Source organism: Mycobacterium shunyiense, from assembly GCF_058270035.1.
In genome coordinates, this window is record NZ_JBZDPT010000022.1 from 100,476 (window position 1) to 122,086 (window position 21,611).

Below are 21,611 nucleotides of genomic sequence, written 5' to 3' on the forward strand. Positions count from 1 at the left end.
CCTGCCATGACCACACATTGGACGCCGAGTCGTCTCGGCGACCTCACCGGCACCCGCATCATCGTGACCGGCGCGACCAATGGGGTGGGCCTCGGTACGACCAGGGCGCTGGCGCGCGCAGGCGCGCACGTGGTCCTCGCAGTCCGTAACACTGCGCTGGGCGCCGAACGCGCGGCGGAGATCGGCGGGTCCACCGAGGTGATCGAACTCGACCTCGCCGATCTGTCCTCGGTGCAAGCCTTTCCGGGGCGCCTCGAAGGTGACGTCGACATCCTGATCAACAACGCCGGGGCACTGAGCCAGCACCGCACGGACACGGTCGACGGTTTCGAGACGACCATCGGTACCAACCTGCTCGGACCGTTCGCGTTGACCAATCTGTTGTTCGGCAGGGTCCGGAGGCAGATCGTCAACGTCGGCTCCGAAGCGCACAAGTCCGCGACGCTGCACCTCGATGACATGCACCTGCGCCACCACAAGTGGACGGTGATGGGTGCCTACGGCCGGTCGAAGCTGGCCGTCATGTTGTGGGGCCTTGAACTCGACCGCCGCTTGCGTACGGCGAATTCGCCGGTGGTCACCCAACTCACGCATCCCGGCTGGGTCGCGTCCAATCTGCCGAACGTCTCCGACAAACCGTTGATGAGCGCGGTACAGCGCGGCGTCAAGGCGGTGGCCGATGTGTTGGCCAACGACATCGACGCGGGGGCGGCGCCCACGCTGTACTGCCTGAGCGAACCGATCCCGCCCGGAAGCTATGTCGGGGTGGACGGCCGTTTCGGGCTCCGTGGCGGTCCTGTACTGATCGGACGTTCCGCGGTGGCGTGCGACTACGAAATCGCCGCCCGCGTCGTCGAATTCGCCGAACGTGAGACCGGCACGGCCATCCCGGTCTAGCCGGCCTGCCCGGCCCGGGTCAGGGCCTGGACCGCCGGGCCGAACATGCCCTGCTTGATCGCACCCAGGGTGCCGGAGTCCTTGGCGCCCAACGGCCGCAGCAGTTCGGTGGCCGTGATGGTCACCGAACCCTCGGTGGCCGTGGCGTCGACCAGGCCGTACGCCTTGGCATCGACGCCGCCGAACCGCCGGCCCGTGGTCATCGACGCGACCGCGGCCTGCGGGCTCAGCTTGGCCTGGATCAGTGCGGCCATGCCCGGTGTGAACGGAATCCGGATGTCCACCTCGGGGAAGCAGAAGAAACCGCGGTCGTCGCGCATCACGCGAAAGTCGTGGGCGATGGCGAGCATCGCGCCCGCCCCGAAGGCGTGTCCGACCACGGCCGCGACCGTCGGAATGGGCAGGGTCAGCATGCGGGCCAACAGGCCCTGTACCCGGCCGACATACCAATCGCCCTGATCACTGTGGGCGCCAAGCCAATCCAGATCGAGACCGTTGGAATAGAACTTGCTGTCCGCGGTCGTCACCAGGCCGTGTGCGCCCCTGGCGAGGACCGCGTCGAGTTGCGCATCGACTTCGTCGAGGAATTCCGGGGAAAACCGGTTCTCGTCGTCGCCGAGGTCGAGGATGGCGATCTCGCCGTCGTAATCAAGATTTGTGGCCATGGGATTCCTTCCTTCTGGGGTTGGGGGCGGGTCCTACCGCCAGCACGGCCGCCACGGCGGCACTGAGGTGGTGGCGGGAAGTCTGGTCGTCGAGTCGGTTGCGGTGCAACAGGATCGCGGTCGGTAGGTCGACGATGCAGGTCGTCACGGTGTCCACCGCGGCCCGGTCGCGCCGGTCCCACGTGGCCATCGAGAGTTCGATCATCAAGTCCACCAGCTGTTTTTCGAGCTCGCGTATCTGTTCGACCAGCTCGGCGGGGAGATCATGGCCGAGCACCTGGTCGCGACCGACCTGCAGCAGCAATCGCGCGGAGGCTCGGTGTCGTTCGGCGAATATCACCGGCGCGTAGGCGGCCGCGGCGATCGCGTCGGCGCCGCGGTGCGCCGCGGTGACCAGCTCACGCTGCAGGGCCAGGAACCGACGCCCGGCCCGGAGCCAGACCTGGCCGAGCAGTCCGGCCCGGGACCCGAACGAGTGATACAGCGCGCCGTTGGAAACGCCGACGGCCTCGCTGATCGCGCGGATGGTCACCGAGGCGGGTCCCGAGTGCACGGCCAGGGCTTCGGCGGCGTCGAGCACCGAATCCGGATCGTAGACGCGAGGGCGGGGCACTCGGTCACGATAACAGAGCAATCGCTCTGTTATGCAAGCGGGGGTTGACGCGCACTAAGGTGACCCTTAGTTTGTGGGGGTAACTTTCCTGTGGAGGTAGTCGTGGCCGGAACCGGTGTCCCCGCGCGCGTGGGTGGGCGCCCGCCGCTGATCGCGGTGTCCGACATCGTCTCCGCCGGTCGCGAGCTCGGCATGCGCAACCTGAGCATCAATGCCGTCGCGGCCCGACTCGGGGTCTCCGCGACCGCGCTGTACCGCCACATCAGCGGCCGATGGGAACTCGAGCGCCTGGTCGGGGAGAGCCTGCTCGCCGAGCTGGAGTTCGTCGACGATCCGACCCGCTCCGTCGAAGACCATCTGCTGGCGTTCGGGGTCAGCCTGCACCGGTTCACCCTGGACAATCCGGGCCTGGCCACCTACATGCAGGTGCTGTTCCCGCGCGGGGAAGCCGGCGCCCAGCTGCTGACCGACGAGATCGCCGCACTGGGCAGGCGCGGCTACACGGCCGAGGGGGCAGCGCTGCTCAGCAGTTCGGTGGCCGTGCTCGCGATCGGGCTCGCGGCCCAGCACGAACTCAAGGCCGAGGCCAGCGGCGGCGACGAGTTCGTCGTAGAGCGCGATGCCGCCGCCCAACGACTGGCCGGTGACGCGGCGCTCGGGCCGGTGCACACCGCAGGTATGCAACTCAGTGGCCCGCAGTATCTGGAACTTCTGATGAACGCGCTGATCCGGGGACTGCTGACGTCCGTGGCCCCCGGCAGGCCGATGACCGACATCGTGGCGGATCTGACCGCCCAGGGAGAGGACCGCTGATGGCACGCGGATTTCAGGGAGTGATGATGCGCGGCTTCGGCGCGCGTGATCACCAGGCGACCGTGGTCGAGACGACCTATCTGACACCGAACATGCTGCGCCTGCGCCTGGTGTCGCCGACGGTGTTCGAGGACGCCATCGCCGAGCCGACGTCGTACCTGCGGTTCTGGGTTCCGGATCCCGACGGCTCGAAGACCGAATTCCAGCGCGGCTACACCATGTCCGAAATGGATCCCGACACCGGACATTTCGCGGTGGACGTGGTGCTGCACGAGCCGTCGGGACCGGCGTCGAAGTGGGCGCGCACTGCCAAGCCGGGCGACACGATCCCGGTGATGGCCCTGGGCTCCACGGGATTCACCGTGCCGGACGACCTGCCCGCCGGCTACCTGTTGATCGGCGACGCGGCGGCCATACCCGCCATCAACGGGATCATCGGCGCCCTGCCGCGCGACATCCCGATCGAGGCCTATCTCGAACAGCACGACGAGAACGACCTGCTGATCCCGATCGCCGAGCACCCACGGCTACAGGTGCACTGGGTCAAGCGCCACGACACGACCTCACTGGCCGCCGCGATCGAGGCCAGGGACTGGTCGGACTGGTACTGCTGGGTGACACCGGAGGCCGGCTCGCTCAAACATCTGCGTGCGCGGCTGAAGGATGAGTTCGGCTTCCCCAAATCAGAACTGCACGCCCAGGCCTACTGGACCGAGGGCCGGGCAATGGGTACCGATCGCACCGAAGCCGAGCCCGGCCCTGAGGCCGAGTCCGTAACCGCCGGCCCCGAAGCTGTTGTGGCCGAGCCTGTTGCCGCCACAGCCACGGCTGCGCCCGCACGCGGCACCTGGCGCGCTCAGGGTGCGGGACGGCTGCTGGCCCCACTGAAAACCCCGCTGATCGTGTCGGGTGTGTTGCAGGCGATCATCACCCTGGTCCAGCTGGCGCCCTTCGTCCTGCTGGTCGAGTTGGCCCGGCTGCTGTTGTCCGGTGCTGATGAATCCCGGTTGTGGACACTGGGTTTGACTGCGGTCTGGCTGTTGGGTCTGGGCGCGCTGCTGGGCGCCGGCCTGACCTTGTGGCTGCATCGGCTCGACGCGAAGTTCGCACGCGAGCTGCGGACCCGGCTGTTGACCAAGATGGCCCGATTGCCGCTCGGCTGGTTCACCGCCCGCGGTTCGGGCTCGATCAAACAGCTGGTGCAGGACGACACCCTGTCACTGCACTACCTGGTCACCCACGCGATCCCGGATGCCGTTGCGGCGGTGGTTGCTCCGGTGGCCGTGCTGGTCTACCTGTTCACCGTCGACTGGCGCTTGGCGCTGGTGCTGTTCATCCCGGTGCTCACCTATCTGGTGCTGATGTCGGTGATGACCATCCAGTCCGGTGCCAAGATCGGCCAGGCGCAACGCTGGGCCGACCGGATGAGTGGAGAGGCCGGCGCCTACCTCGAGGGCCAGCCCGTCGTCCGGGTGTTCGGCGGTGCGGCATCGTCGAGTTTCCGTCGCCGCCTCGACGAGTACATCGGCTTCCTCGTCGGCTGGCAGCGCCCGTTCACCGGCAAGAAGTCGCTGATGGACCTGGTCACCCGGCCCGGTACGTTCCTGTGGCTCATCGCCGCCGTCGGCACCCCGATGATCATCGGCGGCTCGATGGACCCCGTCGATCTGCTGCCGTTCCTGTTGCTGGGCACCACATTCGGCGTCCGGCTGCTCGGTGTGGGCTACGGGCTGGGTGGAATCCGCGGCGGCATGCTGGCCGCCCGCCGCATCCAGAACGCGCTCGACGAGGCGGACCTGGCGCTGCTCGAGCACGCGGACGAGCCGGGTGCGTCGGCCGCAGTGGTGTTCGACGGCGTGACCTTCGGGTACCGGCCGAGCGTTCCGGTGATCCAGGATGTCTCGCTGACCTTGCGTCCGGGCACTGTCACCGCGCTCGTCGGTCCTTCTGGCTCGGGCAAGTCCACTCTGGCCGCGCTGCTGGCCCGGTTCCATGACGTGGGTACGGGTTCGATCCGGCTGGACGGCAAGGACATCCGGTCCCTACCGGCTGACGAGCTGTACCGCCAGGTCGGGTTCGTGCTTCAGGAGACCCAGCTGGTGGCGGGTACCGTCGCCGAGAACATCGCGCTGGCCGACCCGGACGCCGACCAGACCCGGATCGAGCAGGCCGCCCGCGACGCCCAGATTCACGAACGGATCCTGCGCCTGCCCGACGGATATCAGACGGTGCTCGGGGCGTCGTCGGCACTCTCGGGCGGTGAGCGGCAACGTCTCACCATCGCCAGGGCCATCCTGGCCGACACCCCGGTCCTGATCCTGGACGAAGCGACGGCCTTCGCCGATCCGGAATCGGAATACCTTGTGCAGCAGGCGCTCAATCGGTTGACCAGGGACCGGACCGTGCTGGTGATCGCGCACCGGTTGCACACCATCACCCACGCCGACCAGATCGTGGTGCTCGACGGCGGCCGTATCGCCGAAACCGGCACCCATGAAGAACTGCTCGCCGCGGGTGGGCGTTACCACCAGCTCTGGCAGACCGGTCAGTCACTGCATCCCGGCGACGCCGTCACCGCAGGAGAGGCCGCACGATGATCCGCACCCTGATCGCTCTCATCCCGGCAGACCGCCGCGGCCGGGTCGGCGTCTATGCCACGCTGACCCTCGTTTCGGTGGTGATCCGCGCGGCCGGCACCGTGCTGCTGATTCCCCTTGTGGCAGCGTTGTTCAGCGATGTGCCACGTGACGCGCTGCCGTGGCTGGGCTGGCTCACCGCCGCCACGGTCATCGGCTGGATCATCGACACCGCAACGTCACGGCTCGGATTCGATCTGGGCTTCGCCCTGCTCGACAACACTCAACACGATGTGGCCGACCGGCTGCCCGGCATCCGGATGGACTGGCTGGGGGGTGACAACGGGGCGAACACCGCCAACGCCCGTCAGGCGATCGCGGCGACCGGCCCCGAACTGGTCGGCATGGTGGTCAACCTCCTGACGCCGTTGATCGGGGCGATTCTGCTGCCCGCAGCCATCGGTATTGCGCTGCTGTTCATTTCGGTCCCGCTCGGGTTGGCCGCGCTTGCCGGTGTCGTGATCCTGCTCGGTGCGTTCTGGGCTTCGGGCCGGCTGAGCCGCAAGGCGGACACAGTGGCCGACGAGACCAACCGGGCATTCACCGAACGCATCATCGAGTTCGCCCGCACCCAGCAGGCGCTGCGCTCCGCCCGGCGGGTGGAGCCGGCCCGCAGCATGGTCGGCGACGCCCTGGCTGCCCAGCACGGCGCGAGCATGCGGCTGCTGCTCATGCAGGTGCCCGGACAGTTGCTGTTCAGCCTGGCCAGCCAACTGGCACTGTTGATCCTGGCCGGCATGGCCACGGTGCTGACGGTGCGCGGCGCTCTCGGCGTGCCCGAGGCGATCGCGATGATCGTCGTCGCTGCGCGCTACCTCGAGCCGTTCACCTCGCTGTCGGAGCTGGCCCCGGCGATCGAAACCACCCGGGCTTCCCTCGGCCGGATCCGGGCCGTCCTCGATGCCCCCGTCATGGCCACCGGCAGCGCCACGCTGGACACGACCGCCGCGCCGCGTATCGAGTTCGAAGGCGTGAGTTTCGGTTACGGAACCACCCCGGTGCTGCAGGACGTCAGCTTCGTCCTGGAGCCCGGTGGTACCACCGCGATTGTCGGCCCGTCCGGTTCGGGCAAGAGCACGATCCTCTCGCTGATCGCGGGCCTGCACCAGCCGACCGCGGGGCGAGTGCTGATCGACGGTGTCGACACGGCCCAGATGGACGCTGAAACCCGCAGGGCGGCAACAAGTGTGGTGTTCCAGCACCCCTATCTGTTCGACGGGACGATCCGGGAGAACATTCTGGTCGGCGACCCGAACGCCGACGCCGGGCAGCTCGCCACCGCGGCGCGACTGGCCCGTGTGGACGAGCTGACTGCGCGGCTGCCCGACGGTGACGGTGCCAAGGTCGGTGAAGCCGGGACGGCACTGTCGGGTGGCGAACGTCAGCGGGTCAGCATCGCGCGTGCCCTGGTCAAGCCGGCGCCGGTGCTGCTGGTGGACGAGGCGACCAGCGCGCTGGACACCGAGAACGAGGCTGCCGTGGTCGATGCCCTGACCGCTGATGAGAAGTCGCGCACCCGCGTCATCGTCGCGCACCGTCTGGCGAGCATCCGGCATGCGGACCGGGTGCTGTTCCTCGATGGCGGAAAGATCGTCGAGGACGGCAGTATCGACGAACTGCTGGCCGCGCGCGGACGTTTTGACGAGTTCTGGAATCAGCAGCGCGAGGCCGCCGACTGGCAGATCACCCACTGACGAGTGCGTTATCCCTTGAACACAAATTGATGTCCGGGCCGGCGTCGCACCGTTGCTAATGTCACCGGTGTCCAGGCAGACGAGATTTGGGGGTATCGCATGCGTGGGTCGGAGGCGGAATCCGGTGGGCACTGTCGGAAGTGGTGGCCGGCGACGCTCGTCGGCATCGCAGGCCTCGTCAGCGGCTGTTGGCTCCCATTTCCGTCCGCGGTTGAACTCGATCCGGTCAGTTACCCCGGCCGGGTCGGCGTGCCAGGTCAGGTGTTGTTGCCGTCGCTGCAATCGGAGCCGGTGCCAGGGTGGCGGGTGGATCTCAACAAGATCCTTTCCGAACCGGTCAGGATCAACCCGGAATTCATCGGCAACGACGGCAACCGCGCCTACTTCACTGTCGAGTATCTTGTCCGCACAAAGGGACTGAGGAAGACCGCCGTGCTGGGCATCGATGTCTCGAACGGTACGACGCTCTTTCCTCCGGTGGACATTCCCGATGCCCGATCCGCCGACTGCTTTCTCAACGGCCCGCGACGGCTGGTGTGTGTCAACGATCTGTTGAGCGATGATCGCGACGATGTGTGGGTCGTCGACAGTGACGCAGGTGCAATCATCGCGCACGTTCCGACCGGACTTCGTCCACAACAGGAAGGCGCGCGAGCTCTTGAAGTGAAGCAGGTCGGCAACTATGCGGTCGCGTTGGAAACCGGTGTCGGAGCGCACGGTATCGGCGACCAGGGACAGCTGACGTGGTCGGTGGCGGGCGACGGTGACCTGCTGTCGACGTTCGACCGAAGCCGATTCCCGGGCGACCCACCGGCAACGGTAGCGGCGACCATGAATGCCGACGGTCCGGAGACCGTGTTCTCTGTCGTCGACGGGGCGGTGCTGGCCGAAAACGTGGACCGGCAAGTCGAACCCGTCATCGGCGGCTTCATGGTGGATGAGCGGCGCGGCCGTGGTTCCCAGGTGTTCGGGTTCTACGACGAGAAGGGCACCAAGGTCGGCGAGTATCGCCCACCGAAGGGGGCATCGGCTGTGCCCACCGGCGAAGGTGAGCTGCCGGTGTTGGCGATCAACCTCGACGATGCGCAGCTGGTGCTCGACAATCACGGCACTCCGATGTCGGTGGTCAGGACCGAGAACGCCGTAGCGGACCGATTCATCGGCGAACACCTCTTCATCAACCACGATCTCGGTGTCCACGGACGTGACATGGTGTGGAAGAAGTTCGACCTGACGACTGGAGACCAGGTCTCGGCGTGTTCCGGGGTACCGCTGGGTGCGATGGACTTCGTCGGCTCCGACGGCACGGTGGTGATCGGTCGATTCGAACGTGACGGGGCATTGACGGCAGTCGACACCAATACCTGCGAGACGCTATGGCAGATCGCCGATCCGCCTGCCATGTGGGCGGTCGGATCAACCCTTGTGCAGCTACTGCCGCAGAGCGCCGAGTTCACCGCGCTGGTACCGCCGACCAGGTGACTCCAGCGGTAACTTGAAGGCCGGTGCTGACCAGGCGTAGTGGGGTGCCACCCGCACGCTAGCCGAGGTACTAGCCGATCGGATACTTGAACAAGACCTACTGTAACTATTACAGTTGGGCGTCCCGCAATGATGTCGGGGCGGGTTGGGTGTTCCGGCGGGAGGCCATGTTGACGACGGCGCAGGTGGTGTTCGACCCGTTCTCGGCGGATTTCTTCAACGGTCCGTACGAGACGTATCGGCGCATGCGGTCCGAAGCTCCGGTCTACTACAGCGCCGAATACGACTTCTACGCGCTGACCCGGCACGTCGACGTGGCGGCCGCATTCAAGGACTTCGAGACGTACTCGTCGGCGTACGGCGTCGACCTCGCCATGGTCCGGACAGGACAGAAGGCACCGGCGAAGATGATCATCTCGCTGGATCCGCCCGAGCATCGGCACATGCGCAGCCTGGTGAACAAGGTCTTCACCCCCAGGGCGATCACCGCGTTGCAGGACATGGTGTCCCAGCAGATCGATCGCTACCTCGCGGCTGTCGATCCGGCGGAATTCGATGTGGTGTCCGACTTCTCGGCATACTTCCCGGTCGAGGTCATCACCACCATGCTCGGGGTCCCGCCGGAATCACGCCAGCAGGTACGGCTGTGGATCGATGCCTCGCTGCACCGGGAGCCGGGCCAGATCGAGATGTCGGAATCCGGGATCGAAGCGATGGCCCAGTCCTGGCTGTTGTACTACGACCTGATCAAACAGCGCCAGGTCGAGCCGCGCGACGACATGATCAGCCGGCTGATCTCGGCCGAGATCGAACGCGAGGACGGCGAGCTGACCCGCCTGCGCAACTCCGAGATCGCGGGATTCGCCACACTTCTCGGCGGTGCCGGGGCCGAGACGGTGACCAAGCTGGTCGGTGCGGCCACCGTGATGTTCGCCCGCCACCCGGAACAGTGGCAGCGTCTGCGTGAGGACCGCAGCAAGATACCGGCCGCGATCGAAGAGCTGCTGCGGTACGAGGCTCCGGCCCAGTACAACGTTCGGCGTTCGCAACGTGAGATCCAGCTGCACGGTGTGACGATTCCGGCGGGCAAGCCGGTGTTCCTGGTCGGCGGTTCGGCCAACCGTGACCCCGATGCCTGGACGGATCCCGACGTGTTCGACATCGACCGAGACCGGACCGAGGCTCAGAACCTCGGATTCGGATACGGGATCCACAGCTGCCTCGGTGCTGCACTGGCCAGATTGGAATGCAGCATCGCCCTGGACAAGCTCCTGGACTTCATGCCCCGCTACGAGGTGGCGTGGGACCGCTGCGAGCGAGTGAGTATGCAGAACGTCGCGGGATGGGCCCACGTCCCGGTGCGAGTACTGCGATGAAGGGCGAAAAAGGCGGCGGTGCAGTCGGATACCGTATGCACGTGGTGGCACGGGACGCCGCGGAACTGGCTGTCAACGCCGGGGGACTGATCGTCGACAGGACGATGAGTGGTTGGCGGGTCAGCGTGGCGCTGTCCGATGCGGTCGACGTTCGGCCGGTGCAGATCCTCGGTGCCGAGTTGGTCGATGCGGGGGGAGCGCCGGGCCTACCGGACGAGGAGCAATGCGTCCTGGTCATGGGACCCGACGCCTATGCCAAGGTGGTCTCGGATGACGGCCGACAGCTTCCCGCCGGGTGTGCCGAGATTCTGGTCTGGGGTGAATCCCCGGACCAGAACCACGTATTCGGACACAGCTTGAGTGCCGCCGCAGTGGCATTCAAATCCCAGGCGGTCGTCGCGGCCCACGTTCCGGCTGGTGAGATCGCGATCTCCGAGGCCTTCACCTCGATGAACGCCAAGGGCCGCGGCGTCACCCTGCACGCTTGAAATTCATTTCACCTGGGCGCAGACGGTCAGGAAGTCTTTGCCGTCGTGCTCGGCGACATCGGCCGGGTTGAGCCAGCCGACTCCCTGGAACCAGTAGGTGTCGTCCGGGTGATGTGCGGACTGTTCGAACACCTCGGTCAGGACACCCAGCGACTTGGCCTTGCGCCAATCAAACTCGGGGGGAAGAGGTTTGAGGACATTGAAGCCGGGATACGGACTACCGAAGGTGAGGTGCTCGACGTCTACTCCGGCGGCCCGATGCCGCCTTGGATTTGGCCTGGTGGCGGATGTAGCTGAAGCGACTTGACCGGTGTTTGTAGAGCCAGTTCTGCTCTGGCGTCTTCGTCCCAGTCGAACTGGAACTTGATCGTGTTGACGCGCATACACAGCGATCCGGTCCAGATCTGAAGCTTCCCTGCCGTGATGCGGGCGCCAAATGCCCGGGGTAGCGACGGCTCGAGATCGGTCATCGAACCCGATGGGGGACGCTGTTCGCTGTACCAAGCTTGTCCGGCCGATGACGTCGCGGAGCTGTTGAGCGGGATCAGCTGGGTTGTCGATGTCGACCAGAAAGATGTCGCCGATGGTGGAACCGCCCTGGTGTCCCAACTGGTCTCGACCCAATGCCGCCGAATCCATCAGCATTGTGACCGCTGCCGAGACGTTCACATCGATGAATGCGAAGGCCATCGGCACCAGTCTCCGCGCCTGACCTCATCTTCTTTGCGCAAGTGGTCAGGACGGGTCGGGCGTGCACAACGTCAGGAAAGTCTTGCCATTTTGGGCCACGACATCGGTTGAAGTCAGCCAACCGACGCCCTGGAACCAGTAGGCATCAGAGGGGTGCTGTGCGGACTCGGCGAGCACCTTCGTGAGATCGGTTGTAGTCCCCCACGCGGTGGGTGGGCCCTCGATGCCGACAAAGAGAGATGTCATACGGTGCCAATCGAAATCGGGCGGCAGTGCTTTTGTGATCTCGAGGCCGGGGTATGGTCCGCCGACCGTGATGTACTCGACTGCGACGCCGGGGTCTGGCCCAAGGGCGGGTTCCGAGCCGGCAGCCTGGGACGTCTGCTTCAGTGCAGTCGCGGGTGTTCGGAGTTGCAGCGTCGCCTCGCTGTCTTGGGACATATCGAAAGTGAGATCGACACCCGTAGTGCCGTTACACAGCGAACCAGTCCAGATCCGGAGTTTTCCGTCCGTCACACGAACTCCGAAACTCGGTTCCAGCGACGGCTTTCCCAGCGGGTCACAGCCGCAGACGGCAATCCAAGTCATGAGCAGGATGAGTACCGCGCGGGTCCGGCAGATCATTCGTGATAACCTCCGTCGGAGGCGCCGGCATTGTCCTCGAATGGGTTGCGGCTACCGGTAACCGGCTCCTCCAGCATCTTCTGCCCGTACTGTTCGACAAAGTTTTTGAAGCCGAGCTGAGCCCACTGCTGGGAATGGCGCTCCTCGTGATGCAAGATCCGATCAAGATCGAGTGCGCCCCTGAACGGTCCATCGTCGCCGTCGTACCACATACGTACCGACTTGATGATGGTGCGGAGTTGTTCCGCAGGATCCTCGGGGTTGTCGATGTTCACCACGAAGACGTCGCCGTACGTGGAACCGCCTTGTTGGCTCAGCGGATCTTCGATCAAATTGCCGCCCAATCCCATCAACATGCCATTCGGTGTAGTGGTGAGGCGCCCGGTGAAGTGTTCGGCCGCCGCATAGCTCCATCCATTTGTGTTCTGCCTGTCGATGATGCGCTGTACCTCTTCGGCTGTGTACGGCGTTTCGGCGAAGTCGTTTTCATCGGGACCGCTCGGATTGCTGTTCTTGGGATCTGAACTGCCGTAGCCAGTTCCAGCATTGAGGATGTATGTCATCAGGGCTGCGTTCTTGGCGTCCTCAGCGCTGACACCCTTCGGCAGCAGAAAGTGCGTCTTGTCGTCGCTGACATCCGCTGTGCCGTTGTTGTCGGTGATCCGCTCCAGGTCCTTGAGCACGTCGAAGCTCTGGGGCGTGATGTTGTGACGCCGGGCGATGTCCACGATCACCTCTGGTGGGACATCGTTTTTCGCGGCGTTGGCCAACCACTCGCGGTAGAAGCCGTCTGACGGGCCGCTGAGCAAGCCGGCGTCATGCAACGCGTCCAAGTACTCGTTGACCGGGTCGTATCCTGGCTCGCCCGGGTCGTCGCCGACGCGTTCCTCTTCCTCTTCCGGTGGGTCGAAGTCGATGCGTCCGGCCGCGGCACTGTCCCCGTGTTCATACAGGAACGCTGCGGAATCCAATTTGCCTGCGAACGTCGACGCTGCGTCGCCGAGTGCCTGTGCCCGCCGCAGAAATGCATCCCCGACTTCCCGGCACGCGGACCCGGTATCCAAACCCGCGACGGACCCGGCTGCGGTAGTTAGCTGTGGGCCGGCGCCGTCGTTGTAGAACCCACTCGATAGGTTCTCCAAACCCGTGGAGGTATCGCGCAGCGACCCGACGGTCACGCCCAGCGGCACGGTCACGTCAAGTCCCATCCGATTTTGCGGACCTTGTAGGCGGTGTTGCGGTCGGCGGCCTCGAACTGTGCGAGCTTCAACTTGATGTCGCACTCGACTGTGATCCGCTTGGACTCAATCACCATCGCAGTCACCTTCGACATGGCGGCCAGCCTACGGAGCCAGAAGCCTGGCGTCACCGAACCGTTGTCCGCGACATCCCATAGGTCCTCAGCCGAATCGACTGCGGACTTCAGGCTGCCGCGGAGCTCGGAAAGGTCCTTGCCGCCGGTAGCGAGCGGCTTCGCCACCTCGTACAGCTTGTCCCGGTAAGCCGTCTGATCCTCGAACATCTCGCGGGCCTGCTTCTGGGCCGCGTCGGCGGCCGTGCCGAGCCAATCATTTTTCAGCTGAGCGAACTCGCTCTTGGACTTCTCGATCTGGGCATTGACGCGCTGCGCAGCTGCTCGTGCGTCGAGGGAGGCGGTCAGCAGGGACTCAGGGTTCGACCCCAGCACTTGTGACACCGTGTACGGCACGTGACGACCCCTCGTTCGCGTGAGTGGTCACATTGTCACTCACCGAGCGGGGTCGCCGAAGCACCAAACGTTGAGTCTGCGGTGAGGGCGTGGGTTACTCGAACTTTCGCGCCCTCACCGCAGAGCCAACGGCAGATCGAACGACTCAGGCCTTGGCGAGCTGCTTCTGCTCGTAGAGGCGGGCCCACTCCGCGCGCGGACGGATCGAGGTGTCGACGTCAGTGGCCTTGGCGCGCAGTGCGCCGACGGTGGCCTGATCGCGCGGGGTCAGCGCGAACGGATCCCAGCCGAAGAACCGTGCCGAGTTCTCCCAGGTGATCTTGTTGATGTCGGAATCGCTTGCGCCGGCGGCATTCAGCTCGGCCAGCACCTGCTCGGGGGCATCGGGCCAGAAGCAGTCGCTGTGGGGATAGTCGCACTCCCACGCGATGTTGTCGATACCGATCTCATGGCGCAGCTTGAGTGAGGTCTTGTCGGTGACGTAGCAGGCCAGTGAGTGCTCGCGGAACACGTCTGACGGCAGCTTGTCGCCGAAGTCGCGGCGCAGCCACTTCTGGTTGGTGTAGTGGCGGTCGCTGCGATCGAGATAGAAAGGAATCCAACCGATTCCGCCCTCGGAGAAGGCGAACTTGAGGTCGGGGTAGTTGCGCATCGCCGGTCCCCACAGCAGGTCCTGGGCACACATCGCCGAGACCTGGGTGGCAAGGATGATCAGGTTGTCGATCGGCGCGTTGGGCGCCATGCTGATCGCCCCGAAGCCCGTGCCGATGTGCAGGCACATCACCACGTTCTCCTCCGACAGGGTGCGGAACACCGGGCCCCAGTACTCCTCGTCGTGGTAGCTCGGCAGACCTTCGAGGTGGGGCAGTTCGGGCATCGTCACCGCGCGGCAACCCTTGGCGGCCACGCGGCGGATCTCGGCGCACATCCCCTCGGGAGTCCACGTCGGCAGGATCGCGATCGGGATGAAGCGCCCGGGCGCCGAACCGGCCCACTCGTCGATGTGCCAGTCGTTGTAGGCCGACACCATCACCAGCGTGACGTCCTCACGGGTCATGTTGAGGTGACGCGCGGAGAACCCGGTGAAGGTCGGGAAGCACATCGAGGCCAGGATGCCGTTGCGGTCCATGTCGCGGACCCGCTCGTGGACGTCGTAGACGCCCGGCCGCATCTCGGCGAAGCCGGCCGGATCACGGCCCCACTCTTCGGCCGGCCATGACACCACCGCGTTGAGACCGGACACGCCCTGCGGACGTCCCTGGTACATCCACTGATCGACGCCCTTGTCGTCGGTCACCACGATGGGTGCCTCGGGCTTGTATTTCGCCGGCACATGGTTGAGGAACATGTCGGGAGGCTCGACGACATGGTCGTCGATGCTGATGAGGATCAGGTCGTCGGTCTGCATGATTCAACTAGTACCCTCGGACGGTGTGACCGTCTCTGCACTTTCGGACAGAGGTTTGACTGAACCGGCCAACATGTCGAGGCCGGTCATCGAACTGCGCCGTGGCGGACATGCGCTGGCCGGCAGCTACCTCTACCAAGGCGACGGGCTGATCACCGGCTGGCACTCCCACGAGGTGCACCAGATCGAGTACGCGCTGCACGGTGTGGTCGAGGTCGAGACGGACGCCGCGCACTATCTCCTTCCGCCGCAGCAGGCCGCGTGGATTCCCGCCGGCCTGCAACACCAGGCCGTGATGAACCCCGACGTCAAGACCGTCGCGGTGATGTTCGATGCGGAGATGATCGCCGATGGCGGCGACCGGGCCAGGATCATCGCGGTGTCCCCGCTGATCCGCGAGATGATGATCTACGGGTTGCGCTGGCCGGTGGACCGGGCCCATGGCGATGACACATCCGACACGTTCTTCCGAACGTTGGCCAACCTCGTCGTCGAGGCGCTCGATCACGAAGCGCCGCTGAGCCTGCCGACCACCGATCATCCGATCGTGGCTGCCGCGTTGGCGTACACCAAGGAACACCTCGCCTCGGTGACCGCCGAGGACGTCAGCCGGGCGGTGGCGGTGTCCGAACGGACGCTGCGCCGCTTGTTCGCCGACACGATCGGAATCTCTTGGCGGACATACCTTCTGCATGCTCGGATGCTGCGGGCGATGGCATTGCTGGCCGGGCCCGATCAGTCGGTGCAGGCGACCGCGACGGCGGTGGGGTTCGAGAATCTCAGCTCGTTCACCCGGTGCTTCACCCAGTTTTGTGGTCAGACGCCGTCGGCGTATCGGAACCGCTCGCGTGAGGAGCATCAGGCGTGGCCAACCCGGCCCGTTCGACACTGAGCAGACTCTCGGTGTGATGCTCGGTGCGGTACGCCTCGCCGCCACCGTTGATCCCGAAAAGCCTCTTGCTCCAGAGCAACCAGACCACTGCGGCCAGGTTGATCCCGAGTGCGCCGAGACGCAGGGCGGTCACCTTCTCGGTGAGCTCGTAGATTTCCAGCGGCAGGAAGACGCCGGTGGCGATCACCGCGAAGTACTCGCCCCATCGCTTCATCAGCCACAGGCCGGCGGCCTCGGTGAACTCGACCAGGGCATAGGCGGCGACACCGACGGCGATCCAAAGCAGGGTGGTCGACGACAAGGTGAACGCCTCGCCGATGTGCCGCACGATCTTGGAATCGTCGATGTTCCAACCGATTTGGTCGGCCAGCGGCCGCATCAGCGGAATGTCCTTCTCGAACGCGTCCTGCAGCTCACTGCGGGATGCGCGGACCTTGAGGATGCCCACTGCCAGCAGCGTGAACACGATCCCGCGCACCGCCCGCTCGGTGGCGAGCAGTCGCATGATGGTGCGGTCTCGCAGCAGCCGGCCGCGGGGGATCTCCGGTGCGGTGTCGGCGGGCCCGTGACCTCGGGGAGGACCGACCACGAACGTCTCGCAGCGCAGGCAACGCCACGCCTCGCCGACAGGGGTGTCTACGCGCAACCGGTCGCGTAGTTCCGGTTCGTCCGGGGCAAACGTGGCGTGACCGCGCAGCCCGCATGACCGCAGCGCGAAATCCACCATGTCAGCACCGTAGCCCGGCCGAACCGGCTAAGCGCGGCAGCTGAGCTCCATGCTGTCGCTGTCGCGGGCCAGGAAGTTCACGCTGACGTACCCGTTGGCGGGCTCGCGGACATGGTCCAGATACGGCTGGGTGTCGGCCATCGACGTGTTGTCCGCGACCAGCAGTGCCCCCGTGGCGAGCTGGGGCTCGAGGAGCTTGAGCACCGGCAGATAGAGCTCCTTCCAGCCGTCGAGCAAGACGAAGCCGATGCCACCCGTCACCGTCTTGAGCGTCTCCAGCGCGTCGCCCTCCAGCACGGTGATGACGTCGTCGAGGCCGCTCTCGACGAAGGTCTGCTTGGCCGCGGCGATCTTCGCGGCACTGAGCTCGGTGGTGAAGACCCGCCCGGTTCCGTTGTCGCGCACCGCCGATGCCAGGTGCAGCGCCGAGAGACCGAACGACATCCCGAACTCGACCACGATCGCGGGCCTGGTGGCCCGAACCAGCGAGTAGAGCAACCGGCCGGCCTCCCGCGTCACCGGCATGTAGATGTCGCTGAGCGCGTCCGCACGTTCCTGCGCAGTGGCACCGGACAGATCGGCGAACCGGCCCGACCCGCCCTCGCGCATCTTCTTGAACTGCTCGTCGGAGGCGGCGTACATCCGGTCCAGCGCGTCCGCGACGCGGGCGTCATCGAGAGTGGTAGTCACCCTGACGAACCTACGCCGGAGGGTGAATTATGGCCGGTGTGCGAAAACTACGAGCACTCCCGCTGTCAGCCGCCATCGTTCTTGTCCTCGCCACGCTGCTGGCGCCGGCCGCGGCGGCGGGCGGCTACCGCTCCATCACCCTGACCTTCGTCCGGCACGCCCAGTCGGCCGGGAACGCCTCAGGCCTGATCGACAGCTCCACGCCGGGGCCGCCGCTGACCGACCTGGGCCGGCAGCAAGCCGTCGCCAGCGCAGGACGCCTGGCGCCGAACCACTATGACGGCATCTTCGCCTCGACCATGATCCGCACCCAACAGACCGCACAGCCGATGGCCGACACCCTGCACGAGTCGATCACCGTGCTGCCCGGGCTCCACGAAGTCGAGGCAGGCATCTACGAGGGCCAGCGCGAGGCGAGCGCGGTCCAGACGTACTTCACCGCCCCCGAGCAGTGGCTGCGTGGTGACCGGACCGCCCGGATCCCCGGCTCGATCGACGGCAACGAGTTCGACGCCCGGTTCGACGGGGCGGTGCAGCAGATCTACGACAGCGGCGACGACGATCCGGTCGCGTACTCGCACGGCGCCGCGATCATGTTGTGGGTGCAGATGAACGTCCGCAATCCCAATCCTCAGCTGCTGATGCAGCACCCGCTCGACAACACCGGCTACGTCGTCATCAAGGGCAATCCGACCGACGGCTGGACCCTGACCGACTGGGACGGCGCGGGAAGCTAGCTGACGAAGTGATCTACCCGCCATAAACTGGCGGAATGCGGCGCCGATCACGTCTGGCTCGAACACCGGCCGGGCGCGGTTACTGTGTGCCAAGGCAAGCGGAGATGGGAGCGCGGCTATGAGGTTTCTGTCATGAGGTTTCGGTTGTTGCCCTACGTGACCGTCGAGGTCGACGACCGGGTACGGCTGCGGGCACGCCGGGCCGGTGAGCGGCTCCGGATCAATCTCAGGGCCTACCTGCGCAGTGCCGCCGACGAGGTCGAGACCGCCAGCGGCCGGGTCCGCGACATGTGCGACAACGCGGTGAACCGCGTCGACCTGGCCGTGGCCAGCGTCAACGACAAGATCGCTCCTGCCCCGCCGACCGCTCCCCCAGACTCTGCCGACGAGCCCCCGAAGCGGCATCTGCAGGTCGTCTAGCCCGGAGCAGCGCGCAACGCGTCCGCGCTCTACGGTTGAAGGGCACTGGCCTTCTCTTCTCGAGAGGTCGACACATCGGCCCGGGAGGGGTTGACGAGGCTTGCTCGGCAACAGTCTTGCGGTGCTGTTCGCCCTGTGCGCAGCGGTTTTCGCGGCTGTCGGCATTGTGGTGCGGCAGCGCGCCACCATGGACGTTCCGCCCGAAAAGGGCGTCAGCACCGTCATGCTGCGGACCCTGCTGCGCCGCAGGCTGTGGTGGGCCGGGACCGCATCGGCGGTGGCCGGGTACGTGTTCCAGGCGCTGGCACTCGGATTCGGCTCGCTGCTGCTTGTCCAACCGGTGCTGGTTTCGGCACTGTTGTTCGCGCTTCCGCTCAGTGCCCGGCTGGCCCACCGCAAGGTCAGCCGCGCCGAATGGCTGTGGGCCCTGCTGCTGACCGGCGCGCTGACCGTGTTCGTGGCGCTGGCCAGGGCCAGCACCGGAACCTATGGGGTATCGGTGGGCACCACGGTCACCGTCGTCGTGGTGTGCGCCGCGGCCGTCGGCCTGTGTGTCCTGGCCGCCACGCGAAGCACCAACTGGCGCCGCGCGGTGCTGTTGGCACTGGCCGTGGGCGTGATGTTCGGCGTGGTCGCCGTACTGACCAAGATCGTGATGCACACGATCGCAGTCGACGGTGTGCTCGCCGTGCTGACCACGCCGGCCCTTTACCTCGTGGTGACCCTCGGGGTGGTTGCGACGCTGTTGCAGCAGTCGGCATTTCACGCCGGCTCGCTGCAGACCTCGGTGCCGACCATGCTGGTGCTCGAGCCGGTCGTGGCCGTCGTCCTCGGTTCCGTGGTGCTGGGGGAGCACCTGTCGATCACCGGGTGGGAGCCCGTCGTACTCGCGGTGGCAATCGGGGCGATGGCCGCCGCCACCATCGCGCTCGGCCGGGACGAGGGCGCTTACGAGGAGAAGCTCGAGGCCCAACTGGAGGTCAAGACCACTCGGCCCGTCTGAAATTGGTGCGCCGAGCGGCCTTGTGGGCCGGTTACCGTACCGCTATGCAGCGAATCACCCGGAAGCTCAGCAAAGTGGCGGGGGCACTGCTGGCCGCCACGGTGGTGTTGGCCGGATGCACCGATGAACCGACCGTGACGGTCGACTCGTCATTGACCGGACTCTTGGTCACCGGTAGTGACTTCCCGGCCGGTTGGCATGTGGAGGACGTCAGCCAGAAGATGGCCGAGGAGTCGGGCAAGTCCGGCACCGGCCCGGCCGACCCTCCGGAGTGCGATTCCTCGGACAAGACCTCGCTGTCCAGCGGGGTGGCCGCCATGGTCACCGAACGGCAGGGCACCCCGGGGGTGATCGCCACCCTCAGCCGTGAACCGGGCTCCGGACTGGTGGCGGTGACCGAGAAATGGCTGAGCCAGTGCCAGGCGTTCAGCGTCGAGAAGGACGGTGTGAAAGCCGAAGCGGCGGTGCACCGCCTCGAACCGCCGGCCAGCAAGGCCGATGCCCAGGTCGGCTTCGACATGACGTCGACCGCAGGCGTCGTCGGCGAGACCATGAAGATGATGATCAAGGGCTACACGGCGCAGGTCGGTGACATCGTCGTCATGTGCATCGCGGTGGGCGGCGAGTCGAGCAGCCGCAGCGTCATGCCGGATGTCGAGATGCTCAACGCGGTGTTCACCGAGCAGGTGACCAAGGTCCGTAACGGCTGACGCGCTACGGGTTGATCGTGTTCTCGCCGATCTGGCGGCCCCACACGTACTCGGACACGAGCGGCTGGCCGAGTTCGAAGTGGTTGTACGGCGCGATCGAGGCACCGATGTCCATGACCAGGTAGGGAGCCGGCCACAGGTCCTTGGTGATCGGCTGCCAGCAGCCGGGCCGCCCTTCGGGGCCGCCGGTGGCGTTCACCCGGGGCAGGTTGTCCGGATAGACCCACGGGTTGGGTGCACCGACGAGGAAGTCCTGAAGCTCGAATCCATAGCCGTTACGGGTCTGCTGGGCGAACTTCGGCGCAGCCTCGGCGTAGTTGTGGATCATGCAGTACAGCGCCGGGCTGTTGCGGTCCAACATCGCGCTGACCGGCAGCAGGTCCTGGGCGCCGCGGACGAGGTACGGGCCGCCGCGCTCGAAGATGTCGCCGCCGGTGTTGCCGAAGCCGACCGCGGCCACCAACGCCTGGTCGAGGTTGCCACGCTGCTCGTTGAGGGTGCGGGCGGTGGTGACGGCGTTGGTCAGGCCGTCGAACAGGTCGGGGGCGGCCTCGGCGTAGACCTCGCCGAGGTCGGCCAGGCCGGAGATGTCGCGGCGGATCTGGGGCATCCGCGGGTTGAGGTCGGCCAGGATGTCGTTGCCGTTGATGATCGACTGGCCGAACTTGTCACCCAAGCCGTCGAGAGCTTGCGCGGTCGCGGTCAGGGTCTCGTTGAGCTTGATCGGGTCGATCTGCTCGGAGATCGCGGTGATCGTCTCGAACAGCGTGTTGAACTCCGTCGTGACGCCCTTGGCGCGAATCGGATGGGCCGGGTCGACCCGTGCCGACGACGGATTGTCCGGCGCGACGAACGAGATGTACTTGTTGCCGAACACCGTGGTGGCCTTCAGTTCGGCGGTGACGTTCTCGGGGATCAGCTTGAGGTATTTGGGCTTGATGTCCAGCGTCAGTTGGGCCTGCTGCTCGCCGTCGACGTCCGCCACGTCCACGGCCGTCAACCTGCCGATCGGTACCCCGTTGAACGTGACCTTCGAGCCCGGATCCATCGACAGACCGGAACGGTTGGACAAAACCGTGAGCTGCGTCTTTTCCTCGAATACGCCGCGGAACTGCATCCACGTCAACACCAGCACCGCGATCAGCAGGATGACCATGCCCGCGCATGCGGACTTGTACGGCGGGTCGTACCGCCAGTGCTTGAACCGCTGTTGGAAGCGGTCCCGCACTGTCGCGGTGGATGAGGCCACGCGCAAACCTCCGACATATTGACGCAGCCAGCTAGTAAGTGAGCAAAACTGTCGCAAACAACCAGAGACAACTGCAACTACAGGCCGTC

At 65.9% G+C, this 21,611-nt stretch carries 22 protein-coding genes; 12 read left to right on the forward strand and 10 right to left on the reverse strand.

Annotated features, from left to right (window positions below):
- Positions 1-6 precede the first annotated feature (6 nt).
- Positions 7-897, forward strand: a complete 891-nt coding sequence (locus tag AC4ELS_RS15565) for an SDR family NAD(P)-dependent oxidoreductase (RefSeq protein ID WP_064958589.1) — start codon at positions 7-9, stop codon at positions 895-897.
- On the opposite strand, the gene AC4ELS_RS15570 is transcribed toward AC4ELS_RS15565, so the two are convergent.
- Positions 894-1,562, reverse strand: a complete 669-nt coding sequence (locus AC4ELS_RS15570) for an enoyl-CoA hydratase-related protein (RefSeq protein WP_064887443.1) — start codon at positions 1,560-1,562, stop codon at positions 894-896. The two genes, AC4ELS_RS15565 and AC4ELS_RS15570, sit on opposite strands and share 4 nt — an antisense overlap.
- On the reverse strand, positions 1,546-2,175 hold the full coding sequence (locus tag AC4ELS_RS15575) for a TetR/AcrR family transcriptional regulator (RefSeq protein WP_448444667.1): 630 nt from the start codon (positions 2,173-2,175) through the stop codon (positions 1,546-1,548). The genes AC4ELS_RS15570 and AC4ELS_RS15575 overlap by 17 nt, the downstream gene beginning before the upstream one ends.
- A gap of 102 nt (positions 2,176-2,277) precedes the next feature.
- Between AC4ELS_RS15575 and AC4ELS_RS15580 the strand changes: the two genes are divergently transcribed.
- From AC4ELS_RS15580 to AC4ELS_RS15605, 6 genes are all read left to right on the forward strand, one after another.
- Positions 2,278-2,988 carry a TetR/AcrR family transcriptional regulator gene (locus AC4ELS_RS15580; RefSeq protein ID WP_499048042.1) on the forward strand — a complete coding sequence of 237 codons (711 nt, stop codon included), beginning with the start codon at positions 2,278-2,280 and terminating at the stop codon, positions 2,986-2,988.
- Positions 2,988-5,585, forward strand: a complete 2,598-nt coding sequence (locus AC4ELS_RS15585; protein ID WP_499048044.1) for an ABC transporter ATP-binding protein/permease — start codon at positions 2,988-2,990, stop codon at positions 5,583-5,585. The genes AC4ELS_RS15580 and AC4ELS_RS15585 overlap by 1 nt, the downstream gene beginning before the upstream one ends.
- Positions 5,582-7,318, forward strand: a complete 1,737-nt coding sequence (locus tag AC4ELS_RS15590) for an ABC transporter ATP-binding protein (protein ID WP_499048046.1) — start codon at positions 5,582-5,584, stop codon at positions 7,316-7,318. The genes AC4ELS_RS15585 and AC4ELS_RS15590 overlap by 4 nt, the downstream gene beginning before the upstream one ends.
- A 99-nt stretch (positions 7,319-7,417) precedes the next feature.
- Positions 7,418-8,800 carry a 9-bladed beta-propeller domain-containing protein gene (locus AC4ELS_RS15595; protein WP_499048048.1) on the forward strand — a complete coding sequence of 461 codons (1,383 nt, stop codon included), beginning with the start codon at positions 7,418-7,420 and terminating at the stop codon, positions 8,798-8,800.
- A gap of 167 nt (positions 8,801-8,967) precedes the next feature.
- Positions 8,968-10,176 (forward strand): cytochrome P450, encoded by a 1,209-nt coding sequence (locus AC4ELS_RS15600; protein WP_499048050.1) that lies wholly within the window; start codon positions 8,968-8,970, stop codon positions 10,174-10,176.
- Between the two features lie 41 nt (positions 10,177-10,217).
- Complete coding sequence (locus AC4ELS_RS15605) at positions 10,218-10,664, forward strand: hypothetical protein (RefSeq protein WP_499048052.1); 447 nt, start codon at positions 10,218-10,220, stop codon at positions 10,662-10,664.
- 3 nt (positions 10,665-10,667) lie between these two features.
- On the opposite strand, the gene AC4ELS_RS15610 is transcribed toward AC4ELS_RS15605, so the two are convergent.
- The 5 genes from AC4ELS_RS15610 to AC4ELS_RS15630 form a co-directional block, all read right to left on the reverse strand.
- Positions 10,668-11,354, reverse strand: coding sequence for a hypothetical protein (locus AC4ELS_RS15610; RefSeq protein WP_448444681.1), 687 nt, complete (start codon positions 11,352-11,354; stop codon positions 10,668-10,670).
- Between the two features lie 45 nt (positions 11,355-11,399).
- Positions 11,400-11,942 carry a hypothetical protein gene (locus AC4ELS_RS15615; RefSeq protein ID WP_499048054.1) on the reverse strand — a complete coding sequence of 181 codons (543 nt, stop codon included), beginning with the start codon at positions 11,940-11,942 and terminating at the stop codon, positions 11,400-11,402.
- 32 nt (positions 11,943-11,974) lie between these two features.
- The gene (locus tag AC4ELS_RS15620) at positions 11,975-13,186 is read right to left on the reverse strand and encodes a WXG100 family type VII secretion target (RefSeq protein WP_499048056.1); all 1,212 of its coding nucleotides are present in this window, start codon (positions 13,184-13,186) and stop codon (positions 11,975-11,977) included.
- Complete coding sequence (locus AC4ELS_RS15625; RefSeq protein WP_448444687.1) at positions 13,171-13,665, reverse strand: WXG100 family type VII secretion target; 495 nt, start codon at positions 13,663-13,665, stop codon at positions 13,171-13,173. Before AC4ELS_RS15625 ends, AC4ELS_RS15620 begins: the two co-directional genes overlap by 16 nt.
- Before the next feature lie 166 nt (positions 13,666-13,831).
- A complete protein-coding gene (locus tag AC4ELS_RS15630; protein ID WP_064958549.1) occupies positions 13,832-15,094 on the reverse strand; it encodes an amidohydrolase family protein in 1,263 nt (420 codons plus the stop codon).
- 25 nt (positions 15,095-15,119) lie between these two features.
- On the opposite strand from AC4ELS_RS15630, the gene AC4ELS_RS15635 reads away from it, so the two are divergent.
- Positions 15,120-15,986: an AraC family transcriptional regulator gene (locus AC4ELS_RS15635; RefSeq protein ID WP_165609165.1), complete on the forward strand. Its 867-nt coding sequence runs from the start codon at positions 15,120-15,122 to the stop codon at positions 15,984-15,986.
- Here AC4ELS_RS15635 and AC4ELS_RS15640 read toward each other — a convergent pair.
- The gene (locus AC4ELS_RS15640; RefSeq protein WP_499048058.1) at positions 15,895-16,713 is read right to left on the reverse strand and encodes a DUF2127 domain-containing protein; all 819 of its coding nucleotides are present in this window, start codon (positions 16,711-16,713) and stop codon (positions 15,895-15,897) included. The two genes, AC4ELS_RS15635 and AC4ELS_RS15640, sit on opposite strands and share 92 nt — an antisense overlap.
- A gap of 27 nt (positions 16,714-16,740) precedes the next feature.
- Complete coding sequence (locus AC4ELS_RS15645; protein WP_064958547.1) at positions 16,741-17,403, reverse strand: O-methyltransferase; 663 nt, start codon at positions 17,401-17,403, stop codon at positions 16,741-16,743.
- A 29-nt stretch (positions 17,404-17,432) separates the two neighbouring features.
- Here AC4ELS_RS15645 and AC4ELS_RS15650 point away from each other — a divergent pair, with 29 nt between their 5' ends.
- From AC4ELS_RS15650 to AC4ELS_RS15665, 4 genes are all read left to right on the forward strand, one after another.
- Positions 17,433-18,140, forward strand: a complete 708-nt coding sequence (locus AC4ELS_RS15650; RefSeq protein ID WP_499048060.1) for a histidine phosphatase family protein — start codon at positions 17,433-17,435, stop codon at positions 18,138-18,140.
- Between the two features lie 132 nt (positions 18,141-18,272).
- Entirely contained in the window at positions 18,273-18,560 is a 288-nt protein-coding gene (locus AC4ELS_RS15655; protein ID WP_499048061.1) for a hypothetical protein, read from the forward strand.
- A gap of 100 nt (positions 18,561-18,660) precedes the next feature.
- Entirely contained in the window at positions 18,661-19,563 is a 903-nt protein-coding gene (locus tag AC4ELS_RS15660; protein WP_499048063.1) for a DMT family transporter, read from the forward strand.
- Between the two features lie 44 nt (positions 19,564-19,607).
- A complete protein-coding gene (locus AC4ELS_RS15665) occupies positions 19,608-20,273 on the forward strand; it encodes a hypothetical protein (protein ID WP_064887425.1) in 666 nt (221 codons plus the stop codon).
- A gap of 4 nt (positions 20,274-20,277) precedes the next feature.
- Here AC4ELS_RS15665 and AC4ELS_RS15670 read toward each other — a convergent pair whose 3' ends face one another.
- On the reverse strand, positions 20,278-21,429 hold the full coding sequence (locus AC4ELS_RS15670) for an MCE family protein (protein ID WP_082941918.1): 1,152 nt from the start codon (positions 21,427-21,429) through the stop codon (positions 20,278-20,280).
- Between the last annotated feature and the right edge of the window lie 182 nt (positions 21,430-21,611).